The following is a 10,616-nucleotide window of genomic DNA, read 5'->3' on the forward strand; positions in this document are numbered from 1 at the left end:
TGTCGATTCCAGATCCGTGTCCCGGGGTAGGGGCAGGAAATGGCTGAACACGAACTGACCTGGCGGGGTGCGGTCGCGCGGTGGGACCGCAAGCTGTTCGACGTGGTGGCGCGGCGGCACTGGCCCGGCGCCGACCGGGTGCTGCCCCGCCTCGGGCGGGCCGCCAACCACGGAGTGCTGTGGGGCGGGACCGCGGTCGCGATCGCGGTCCTCGGCTCGCCGCGGGCCCGCCGGGCCGCGCTGCGCGGGGCCGCCTCGCTCGCACTGGCCTCCGCGACCATCAACACCGTCGGCAAGTGGTCCGTGCGCAGGCCCCGGCCGTTGCTCGAAGGGGTGCCCGTGGTGCGGCAGCTCGCCACGCAGCCGACGACCACCTCGTTCCCGTCCGGGCACTCGGCCTCGGCCTTCGCCTTCACCGCCGGACTGGCGCTGGAGTCCCCGGGGTGGGGAGCCGCGCTGGCTCCCGTGGCCGCGTCGGTGGCGTTCTCCCGGGTGTACACGGGGGTGCACTATCCGTCCGACGTGATGGCGGGCGCGGCGCTCGGGGTGGCGGCGGGGTTCGCCGTACGGCGGCTCGCGCGGGACGTGGAGGACGCGCGGGCCGGGCCGGGTGACGAACGTCCGGCCGCCCGGGTGCCCGCGCTGCCGGACGGGGCCGGGCTGACGGTGGTGGTGAACACCGCCTCGGGGCAGGCCGCGGGCACGGTGCTCGACGTACTGCGGGAGCGGCTGCCGAGGGCTGAGATCGTCGAGTGCGGGGGGAGCGAGCTGGCGGCCGAGCTGGCCGCGGCGGCGGCCCGGGCCCGTGTGCTCGGAGTGTGCGGAGGAGACGGCACGGTCAACGCCGCAGCCACCGCCGCGCTGCGGGCCGGGCTGCCGCTGGCGGTGTTCGCCGGGGGCACCCTGAACCATTTCGCGCTCGACCTCGGCCTCACCGGGGCGGCGGACACCTGCCGGGCCGTTGCCGTCGGCCACGCGGTCCGCGTCGGCGTCGGCCGCTTCACCCCGGCCCCGCAACCAGCTGCCGTCCCGGGCGCCACCCCGGCGCGGGGCGAGGCGGAGGCGGGGTACTTCCTGAACAACTTCAGCATCGGTGCCTATCCCGACGTGCTGCGGCACCGGCTGCGCTGGGCACCGCGGGTCGGCAGCACCCCGGCCGCGCTGTACGCCGCGTGGCGGGTCCTGCGCGCCGAGCGGCCCGTACCGCTGCGCCTGGCCGGGCAGCCCCGCAGCGTGTGGCTGCTCTTCGCCGGGAACGGTACCTACGGGGGGACCGGCCCCACCCCCCACCGCCGCGACAGCATCGGTGAGGGCCTGCTCGACGTACGGCTCGTCCTCGGCGGCGGCCGCCCCGGCCCCCGCCTGCTCGCCGCCGCCCTCGCCGGACCGCTGAGCCGATCTCCGGTCCACGTGGCGACCCGGCTGCGCAGCCTGCGCGTGGCGGGCCTCCCGGACGGCACGCCCTTCGCCTACGACGGGGAGTACGCCCAGGCCACCGGCTCCTTCGTCCTCGAAGCACTGCCGGACGCCCTCACCGTCTACCGCCCCCGCCCCCGCTGACCGTCAGGGGTGGATCGCGGGCGGCCCGCCCGGGCCCCCGTCCACCCCCAGGTCGGTGCGCATCACCCCGCGCAGGCCGTCCCCGCGCCCCCACAGCCGCTGGAGCTCGGCGTGGATCTCCTCGAAGGATCCGTCCGGCTCCGGGCTGCCCTCCTCCAGCCGCATCGTGCGCCGGTACGTCTCCGAGAGGGCACCGGTCATGGCGTCCAGCTCGTCCAGCACCGGGGCGGAGGCGATCATCTGGGCCTCGGCGAAGGCGGCGTGGTGGGCGTGCCGGGCGGCTTCCATCTCCTGCCGCGCTTCCGGCGTGACCCCGCCCTTGTGCACGAGCCACAGGAAGTTCATGAGCTGGACGCGATAGCGCCGGTACGCCGCGTTGGCCGTCATGTAGCAGTCCCGCCGCCGGTCCTGCTCCGCCACTTCCCGCTCGCGCAGCCACTGCGCGTGCGTCGTCCGCTGCTGGCGGTCGAACTGCTCCGCCTGGACGCGTGCGAGCAGGCGCTGGGACAGGACCGGCGCCAGCAGGGTGCCGGTCACGCCGACTATCGCGGCGGCCAGCGCGATCAGGGCGTTGCCCACGGTGCCTCCAGAAGATCAAGGGCCCCCTGGCACCCCAGGTCAGGGGGCCGGGACCGAACGCGTTTCCCCCGTGGGGTGGACGTCAGGCAAGATGGGGTGTATCTGCCCACACTCGATTTGCCGGACGGTTTCTCTTGGCTGAGTTCATCTACACCATGCGCAAGACGCGCAAGGCGCACGGCGACAAGGTGATTCTTGATGACGTCACCCTGAACTTCCTGCCCGGCGCGAAGATCGGTGTGGTCGGCCCGAACGGCGCCGGTAAGTCCACCGTTCTGAAGATCATGGCGGGCCTGGAGCAGCCGTCCAACGGTGAGGCGTACATCTCGCCGGGGTACACCGTCGGCATCCTCATGCAGGAGCCCAAGCTCGACGAGTCGAAGACCGTCCTGGAGAACGTCCAGGACGGCGCCGCCGAGACCATGAAGAAGCTGCACCGCTTCAACGAGGTCGCCGAGCTGATGGCGACCGACTACTCGGACGCGCTTCTCGACGAGATGGGCAAGCTCCAGGAGGACCTGGACCACTCCAACGCCTGGGACCTCGACGCCCAGCTGGAGCAGGCCATGGACGCCCTGGGCTGCCCGCCCGGCGACTGGCCGGTCACCAACCTCTCCGGTGGCGAGAAGCGCCGCGTGGCGCTCTGCAAGCTGCTGATCGAGGCCCCGGACCTGCTCCTCCTCGACGAGCCCACCAACCACCTCGACGCCGAGTCGGTGAACTGGCTGGAGCAGCACCTCTCGAAGTACGCGGGCTGCGTCATCGCCGTCACCCACGACCGGTACTTCCTGAACAACGTCGCCGAGTGGATCCTCGAGCTCGACCGCGGCCGCGCCATCGCCTACGAGGGCAACTACTCCACGTACCTGGAGAAGAAGGCCACCCGCCTCAAGGTCGAGGGACGCAAGGACGAGAAGCGCCAGAAGCGGCTCAAGGAAGAGCTGGAGTGGGTGCGGTCCAACGCCAAGGGGCGTCAGACCAAGTCCAAGGCCCGTCTCGCCCGCTACGAGGAGATGGCGGCCGAGGCGGACAAGATGCGGAAGCTGGACTTCGAGGAGATCCAGATCCCGCCGGGCCCGCGCCTCGGTTCCATCGTCGTCGAGGTCAACAACCTCTCCAAGGCCTTCGGCGACAAGGTGCTGATCGACGACCTGTCCTTCACCCTCCCGCGCAACGGCATCGTGGGCATCATCGGCCCGAACGGCGCCGGCAAGACCACGCTCTTCAAGATGATCCAGGGCCTGGAGGAGCCGGACTCCGGCGCCATCAAGGTCGGCGACACGGTCAAGATCAGCTACGTCGACCAGAGCCGCGCCAACATCGACCCCAAGAAGACCCTCTGGGCGGTCGTGTCGGACGAGCTGGACTACATCAACGTCGGCCAGGTCGAGATGCCGTCCCGCGCGTACGTCAGCGCCTTCGGCTTCAAGGGCCCGGACCAGCAGAAGCCGGCCGGTGTCCTCTCCGGTGGTGAGCGCAACCGCCTCAACCTGGCGCTGACGCTCAAGGAGGGCGGCAACCTGCTGCTCCTCGACGAGCCCACCAACGACCTCGACGTCGAGACCCTGTCCTCGCTCGAGAACGCGCTGCTGGAGTTCCCCGGCGCGGCCGTGGTCATCTCCCACGACCGCTGGTTCCTCGACCGCGTCGCCACGCACATCCTGGCGTACGAGGGCGAGTCCAAGTGGTACTGGTTCGAGGGCAACTTCGAGTCGTACGAGAAGAACAAGATCGAGCGCCTGGGTGCGGACGCGACCCGTCCCCACCGCGCCACGTACAAGAAGCTCACCCGAGGCTGACCAGCATGGCCAGACACATCTACCGGTGCCCCCTGCGCTGGTCGGACATGGACTCCTTCGGCCACGTCAACAACGTGGTGTTCCTCCGCTACCTGGAGGAAGCGAGGATCGACTTCATGTTCCGGCTGGCGCCGGGGGAGGGCAGCGCGTCCTTCACGGGCGGGTCCGTCGTGGCCCGCCACGAGATCGACTACAAGCTGCCCCTCGTGCACCGTCACGAGCCGGTCCTCATCGAGTCCTGGGTGACCCGGATAGGCGCCGCGTCCCTGACCATCGGCTACGAGGTCAAGGACGAGGCGACCGAGGACGCGCCCGAGAAGGTCTACGTGCGCGCCTCGACCGTGGTCGTGCCCTTCAACCTCGCCGAGGGGCGGCCCCGCCGCATCACGGCCGAGGAGAGGCACTTCCTGGAGAAGTACCTCGACGAGCCGCAGGACCGCCGCAAGCGCTCGGAAGGGCGCCTCGCGGCATGAACGAACAGCTGCGCTTCGCCGACTCCGGGGAGGCCGCGGACCTCGCCGCCTTCCTGGGCCGGCTGGTGCACTACGACCGCGCCGCCGCCGTCCGCCTCCAGGCGCGGGCGGGCGGCGGCGCGCTCGCCGTCTTCGGCCGGCCGCCGTCCTTCGACGTGCTGGCCGTCCGTACGGTCCGCCTCGCCGAGCCCCTCCGGGCGCCGCTCGACGTGACCGTGTCCGCCGGCGAGCTGCTGGAGGCGGTCGACGAGAGCGCCGCCGGGACCCTCGTACCCCGACCGGTCACCGGTCCGCCCTGGACCGGCGTACTGCCGCCCCGCGGCGGCTGGCAGCCGGTGCCCGGCCTGCCGGGCCCCGAGGCGATGCGGGCCTGCGTGGCCGCCGCCGTCGCCGAGTTCCGCACCAGGGACGAGGCCCTGCCCGCGCAGCACCGCACCCGCTCCGAGCGGGACCGCATCGGCCGGGAGATCTGGTCGCGCACCCTCGGCGACACCGAACTCCCGCTGCGCGCCGTGCACGCCGCGCAGTCCCTCGGCTTCCTGCGGCCGATACGTTCCACCGTGCCCGCCGCGGCGTCCGCGCCGCCCGGCGCTCCGGCCCCGGTGGCGTTGTTCGCCTCCGGGGGGTGGCTGCGGCTGAGCACCCCGTACGGGTCGGTCGCCATGCGGCGGCCCGGGGTCACGGGCGGGCTGGGCGCCCTCCAGGTACGGCCGGTCTGAGCCCGTCCGGCGTGCCCGCCGCCCGGTCTACCCGGCCGTGTTGATCATCGAGGCGGCCGCGTACGTCAGGTACCGCCACAGCTGCGCCTCGTGCTCCGGTGACAGCCCCAGCTCGTCCACCGCGACCCGCATGTGCTTCAGCCACGCGTCGTGCGCGGCCGCGTCCACCTGGAACGGCGCGTGCCGCATCCGCAGGCGCGGGTGGCCGCGGTTCTCGCTGTACGTCGTCGGCCCGCCCCAGTACTGCATCAGGAACAGCGCGAACCGCTCCTCGGCGGGGCCGAGGTCTCCCTCCGGGTACATCGGGCGCAGCACCGGGTCCTCGGCGACCCCCTGGTAGAAGCGGTGGACCAGACGGCGGAAGGTGTCCTCGCCGCCCACCTGCTCGAAGAAGGTCTGCTCCTGAGCCGTGTTCTGCGGATCGTCATTCACCTGACCATCGTCTCAGACGCCCGGACCGAGGACCCCGGTCCTAGGCCCTCCTTCCGCACGAGCGGTAGCAGGCGAAGGCCGCGCGCAGCACAGTGGAGACATGGGCACGGGCGGCACGGGCGGCAGGGGCGCCAGGGACGGCAGGGCAACAGACACCTCCCCGGGCGAGGAGCAGCGGGATCTGAGGGAGACCGCGCACGCCGCCCAGGTGCGGGAGCTGACCGCGGCCGGCGTGCTGGAGGACCCGGCCTGGCGGGCGGCCTTCGCGGCCGTGCCCCGGCACGTGTTCGTACCGTACTTCTGGACCGGCCGCGGCGCCGGGTACGAGCGGCTGTGGGCCGAGGACCCGGACCCGGAGCGGCGGGCCCGCTGGCTGCGCGGCGTGTACCGGGACACCCCGCTCGCGACCCGGGTGCGGGACGGCGAGCTGGTCTCCTCCAGCAGCCAGCCCTCCCTGATGGCGAAGATGCTGGACGCGCTGGAGGTGCGCGACGGTGACAACGTGCTGGAGATCGGCACCGGCACGGGCTACAACGCCGCCCTGCTCTGCCACCGGCTCGGCGAGGAACTGGTCACCACGGTGGACCTGGACGAGGAGATCACCGAGTCGGCGCGGTCCCATCTGGCCCAGCTCGGCTACCGGCCGACGGTGATCACCGGGGACGGGGCGCGCGGCTGCCCCTCCCGCGCCCCCTTCGACCGGATCCTGGTCACCTGCGCGCTGCCGCTGATCCCGCACGCCTGGCTCGGCCAGTGCCGGCCGGGGGCCAGGATCCTGGCGCCGCTGTCGACCGGGCTGCTCGCGCTCACGGTCGAGGACGCCGACTTCGCGGAGGGCCGCTTCCTGCACACCCCGGCCTACTTCGTCCCCCTGCGCGGAGCCACGGCGGCGGCGCCGGCGCCGGCCGGGACGGGCGGTCCTCCGCACGGGGTCCCGTACGAGCTGATCGAGAACGAGCGCTTCCAGTTCCTGCTGATCCTGACCGCGGGCGCCCTGCACCCCCGCGAGGCGCTGGACCTGTGGCGCCGCGAGGGCCGGCCGTCGCGCGAGCGGTTCGGGGTCACGGTCACGGCGGAGGGCCAGTGGTCCTGGCTCGACGACCCCCAGGGCCCCTACGTATGGCCGCTGGGGGAGTCGCAGCAGGCGGAGTCAGGCCCGGGACGGCCTAGCCGAGGCGGACGGTGATCGTGGTCCAGGCGCCCACGTGCACCCGGTCGCCGTCGGCGAGGGGGACGGGGACGTAGGGCTGGATCGGTTCCTCGCCGCCGTTGATGGTGGTGCCGTTGGTGGAGTTCTGGTCGACCACCGCCCAGCTGAGGTCGGGCTGCTGGACGAGCACCGCGTGCTGGTGGGAGACGCCCGGGTCCTCCGGGGGCACCGACAGGTCGATGTCCGGGGACTCGCCCGTCGAGGCGCGGCGGCGGCCGATGGTGATCTGGCCGCCGGAGAGCGGGAGGTGCTGCTCGGGGGAGTACGCGGGCAGGTTGAGCCCGGCCGCCTCGGGGCCGCTGCGCTGCATCATCGCCATGAAGTACGAGCGGTCGGGGCCGATCGTCGCGGTCCAGGAGACGTTGCCGTGCTGGGACGGGAAGGGCTGCTGGGGCTGCTGAGGCTGCTGGTACTCCGGCGGTGCCGGCGGCGGAGGCGGCTGCTGCTGGTAGTGCGGCTGCTGGAACTCCTGGTGCACCGGCTGCGGGGGCGGCTCGTGCGAGGGGGGCGGCAGCAGCCAGTCGTCCTCGCGCTGGAGCGGCTCGGCGGCCCGGTTGACCCGGGACGGGCGCGAGCCCTGGTACTCGAAGTGGTCCTGGGAGAAGACCGGCTGGACCGGAGCCGGCGGCGGCGGGGGCGGCGGCTCGGTGGGTGCGGCGCCCGTGCCCGCGTCCGGGGCGAGCGGCGCGTACGAGGTCCCCGTGCGGGTGAGGAAGTTGTACCGGCACTCCTCGCAGAAGGGCGCCATGGCCTCGCGCGGGGTCCGGCACTGCGGGCAGAGCTCGGCCTGGGCGGTCGGCTCACCGGCCGTGGGAGGGTAGCCGTAGGAGGGCGCCGCGGGGGTGCCCGTAGGGGCAGCCATGCGGTGGCCGCAGACCTCGCACCAGTCGTCGGAGGCGGACTGGTGCCCGTTCGGGCAGGTCGGCATCGCGGCGCTTCCCCCTTCTCCCTGCGTCATCGCGGCAGGCTTCCTATCAGGTCTTCTTCACTCGGACGGTCTGCGTCGAACGCGTTTCAAGGGTCATCTCGTCGGCATCGGCGACCCTGGCTTTCAGCCGCACAGTACCCGCCACCGCGTCCACGACATCCACCACCTTCGCGAGCAGTTTGGCGGTGTCGGCGTTCCCGGAGGCGCTCGCCAACTGCACGGCACGGCCCAACTTGGCCGTGGCGCCGTCGACATCGCCCATCTTGCGCGCTTCGAGCCCCTGCTGGATAGCCTGCGCGAGTTCCGCCTGACCGGTGTAGTGCGCCACCTGCGGGCTGATGGCGGTCGAGGCGGCCAGGTCGTCCGTCCACACCGCCCGGACCAGCCCCTGCGCGAGCGGGGCCGGCGTCTCACCCGGCGCCCCCGGCAGGACGAGCGTCGCCCGGGCTGCCAGCATCTCCTGACCGACGGACGCGCCGGCGGGCACCCGTACGCACACGTGGTACTCGCGGGACTCGTCGCCCCACGAGCCGGTCGGGTAGTCCCCGGCGCGCGGACCGGCCTCGCTGCGGCGTCCGGTGAGGTCCTGGACGGTGGGCGCGACCTGCTTGACGTACTGGATCTCCACCCCGACCGGGGTCCACAGGCGCAGGGCGACGTCCGCGACCTCCTTGCCCATGACGTTCTCCATCATGCGCGTGAAGTCCCCGGCGAGGTGGGCCGGGTCGGCGACGATGTCGGCGGAGCCGAGCAGGGCGCTCGCGATGGCGGTCACCTCCTTCACCTCCCAGTCGGTGCCCACTCCGCGGGCGTCGCAGGTGAAGCGGCCGGCGCAGGAGTCGAGGGTGGCGCGCAGGACGGCCGGGTCCTCGTGCTCGTTGCGGCCGTCGGTCAGCAGGATGCCGTGCCGGATGGTGGCGGAAGACTGGCGCAGCAGGCCGTCGGCGAGCCGCAGCCACGTGCCGATGGCGGTGCCGCCGCCGGAACTCAAGGCCCGCAGGGCCTCCTTGGCCCGGGCGCGGGTGGCCGGGTCGGCGGTGGCGAGGCGACCCTGCCCCGGGTAGACCTCCTTGGCCACGTGGGTGCCGGCGATCACGGCGAAGGCGGTGCCGTCTCGCAGGGTGTCGATCGCGGCGGCGGTGGCCTCGCGTGCGCCGCGCATCTTGTCCGGCGGGTACTCCATGGAACCGGAACAGTCGACCATGACCACCACGGCCGCGTCCTGACCGAGGGCGCGGGCGGTCGTGGCGGTGGCGCCGCCGGTGGAGGTGACCGTCACGATGGCGTGCACGTCCTGCCCGCCCTGGGGAAGGAACTCGTTCTGGTACACCTCCACGCTGAAGCGCGGGGCGCTCGGCTTGGCGAAGTTCGCCATCGATGGGGCTCCTCGGGGTGGCTGGGACAGGCGGGTCAGGCCTGGGGGCGCGGTGCGGCTTCGGCAGCGGATTCCACCGCTGCCCGTGCCTCCGCTTGTGCTTCCGCTCGGGGTCGCACCGGTGCTTCGGTGGGGGCTTCCGGTCGCGGCGTCGTCTCGGCGTGCGGGCCGGAGACGGCATGGCCGCCCGGATCGGCTTCCGCGGCGAACGGCACGATGGCGACGGTGACGTTGTCGTGCCCGCCCCCGTCGAGGGCGTGCCCCACCAGGACCTGCGCACTGTGCAGGGGCCGTACGGCGGCGTCCGCGGGCAGGACCTGGGCCAGGTCCCGCGCGGACTCCGCGTAGTTCCACAGGCCGTCGGTGCAGACGACGACCACGCCGGGATGGTCCGGCTTGTAGCTGGCGGTGTGCGGTTCGAGGTCGTACGCGTCGGCGCCGAGCCAGCCGGTGATGGCGTGGGCCCGGACGTCGGCGTAGGCCTCGGCCTCGCCCATCAGCCCCGCCGCGACCATCTGGGCAGCCCACGAGTCGTCCTCGGTGAGGCGGCGGGGAAGCGCGGCACGGTCGTCGGGGACCCAGTACGCGCGGCTGTCGCCGACCCAGCCGATGGTCAGGACGCCGCCGCTGACGACAGCGCCGACCAGGGTGCAGGCCGGGGCGTTCTGGGCGCCGGGGGTCTCCGGGGCGAGGGCGCTCACGGCGGCGGCCGCCGCGAGGATCGCCTCGTGCATGGCTTCCGTGGGGTGGGCGCCGCGGGGCAGGGCGTCGAGCAGCGCCTCGTTGGCGGCGCCGGCGGCGGCGGCCGATGCCTCGTCGGGGCGGCTCGCGGAGGAGACGCCGTCGCAGACGATGGCGACGGTGGCGGCGGAGCCGTCGGGCAGGGCGGTCGCGGCCACCGCGAAGGAGTCCTCGTTGCGGTGGTGGCGCAGGCCGCGGTCGCTGACGGCGGCGACGCTGCCGAGCTCCTCCTCCAGGTGGTCCCGTTCATGGGGCTGGGCGTGGCCGCAGTGCTCGCAGTACCCGTCGGGGTCCACGTGCCCGGCGCGGCAGGCGACGCAGGTCCGCCCGCCGGCGTCGGTGGCGGCCGGGACCTGCGGGGCGGCGCCGTACGGGGCTTCGTGCTCGGCCGGCGCGTGCTCGGCGGGCTCGTGCGCGGCCGGCTCGTGCTCGGGGTGGGGGTCGGCGGGCTCGGGCCCGGTTCCGCCCGGGTGGTCGCAGCGGGCCGCCCGGCCGTACGCGGCTTCGTGCTCGGCCGGACCCCAGGGGACGCCGGGGCTGGGCTCCGCCGGGGTGCCGGACCAGCCGGACACCTCGCCGACCAGGGTCGGAGCGGCTTCGGACACACTTCCCCAGCCGGGCGCGGGCTCGGCACCCGAAGCCGAAGCCGAAGCCGGGGCAGGGGCCGGAGCCGCCGCCGGGGCCCCGCCCGGCGGCGGGGGCGGGAAGGAGAGGGCGTACCCGCACACACCGCAGAAACGGTCACCCTCCTCCAGGGGTTCCGCGCAGCTGGGGCAGCCCGACAGCCGATGCATCGACAT

General features: G+C 73.5%; 10 protein-coding genes. 5 read left to right on the plus strand and 5 right to left on the minus strand.

Annotation, left to right across the window (positions count from 1 at the left end):
* Positions 1-39: 39 nt before the first annotated feature.
* Positions 40-1,560, plus strand: a complete 1,521-nt coding sequence (locus ACWDYJ_RS07805; RefSeq protein ID WP_451564589.1) for a phosphatase PAP2 family protein — start codon at positions 40-42, stop codon at positions 1,558-1,560.
* 3 nt (positions 1,561-1,563) lie between these two features.
* On the opposite strand, the gene ACWDYJ_RS07810 is transcribed toward ACWDYJ_RS07805, so the two are convergent.
* Positions 1,564-2,139 carry a hypothetical protein gene (locus tag ACWDYJ_RS07810; RefSeq protein WP_451564590.1) on the minus strand — a complete coding sequence of 192 codons (576 nt, stop codon included), beginning with the start codon at positions 2,137-2,139 and terminating at the stop codon, positions 1,564-1,566.
* 134 nt (positions 2,140-2,273) lie between these two features.
* On the opposite strand from ACWDYJ_RS07810, the gene ettA reads away from it, so the two are divergent.
* The 3 genes from ettA to ACWDYJ_RS07825 are packed head-to-tail and all read left to right on the plus strand — an operon-like array spanning position 2,274 to position 5,130.
* Positions 2,274-3,938 carry an energy-dependent translational throttle protein EttA gene (gene ettA, locus ACWDYJ_RS07815; protein ID WP_451564591.1) on the plus strand — a complete coding sequence of 555 codons (1,665 nt, stop codon included), beginning with the start codon at positions 2,274-2,276 and terminating at the stop codon, positions 3,936-3,938.
* Between the two features lie 5 nt (positions 3,939-3,943).
* Entirely contained in the window at positions 3,944-4,411 is a 468-nt protein-coding gene (locus ACWDYJ_RS07820) for an acyl-CoA thioesterase (RefSeq protein ID WP_451564592.1), read from the plus strand.
* Positions 4,408-5,130, plus strand: coding sequence for a hypothetical protein (locus ACWDYJ_RS07825; protein ID WP_451564593.1), 723 nt, complete (start codon positions 4,408-4,410; stop codon positions 5,128-5,130). Before ACWDYJ_RS07820 ends, ACWDYJ_RS07825 begins: the two co-directional genes overlap by 4 nt.
* 27 nt (positions 5,131-5,157) lie before the next feature.
* Here ACWDYJ_RS07825 and ACWDYJ_RS07830 read toward each other — a convergent pair whose 3' ends face one another.
* Positions 5,158-5,562 (minus strand): globin, encoded by a 405-nt coding sequence (locus ACWDYJ_RS07830; protein ID WP_451564594.1) that lies wholly within the window; start codon positions 5,560-5,562, stop codon positions 5,158-5,160.
* A 100-nt stretch (positions 5,563-5,662) separates the two neighbouring features.
* On the opposite strand from ACWDYJ_RS07830, the gene ACWDYJ_RS07835 reads away from it, so the two are divergent.
* Complete coding sequence (locus ACWDYJ_RS07835) at positions 5,663-6,748, plus strand: methyltransferase domain-containing protein (RefSeq protein ID WP_451564595.1); 1,086 nt, start codon at positions 5,663-5,665, stop codon at positions 6,746-6,748.
* Here ACWDYJ_RS07835 and ACWDYJ_RS07840 read toward each other — a convergent pair.
* The 3 genes from ACWDYJ_RS07840 to ACWDYJ_RS07850 are packed head-to-tail and all read right to left on the minus strand — an operon-like array spanning position 6,729 to position 10,616.
* On the minus strand, positions 6,729-7,730 hold the full coding sequence (locus tag ACWDYJ_RS07840; protein ID WP_451564596.1) for an FHA domain-containing protein: 1,002 nt from the start codon (positions 7,728-7,730) through the stop codon (positions 6,729-6,731). The two genes, ACWDYJ_RS07835 and ACWDYJ_RS07840, sit on opposite strands and share 20 nt — an antisense overlap.
* A 16-nt stretch (positions 7,731-7,746) precedes the next feature.
* Positions 7,747-9,075: a VWA domain-containing protein gene (locus tag ACWDYJ_RS07845; protein ID WP_451564597.1), complete on the minus strand. Its 1,329-nt coding sequence runs from the start codon at positions 9,073-9,075 to the stop codon at positions 7,747-7,749.
* Positions 9,076-9,110: 35 nt separating this feature from the next.
* Positions 9,111-10,616, minus strand: a complete 1,506-nt coding sequence (locus ACWDYJ_RS07850) for a protein phosphatase 2C domain-containing protein (protein ID WP_451564598.1) — start codon at positions 10,614-10,616, stop codon at positions 9,111-9,113.

It is taken from the genome of Streptomyces sp. NPDC003042, assembly GCF_053591315.1.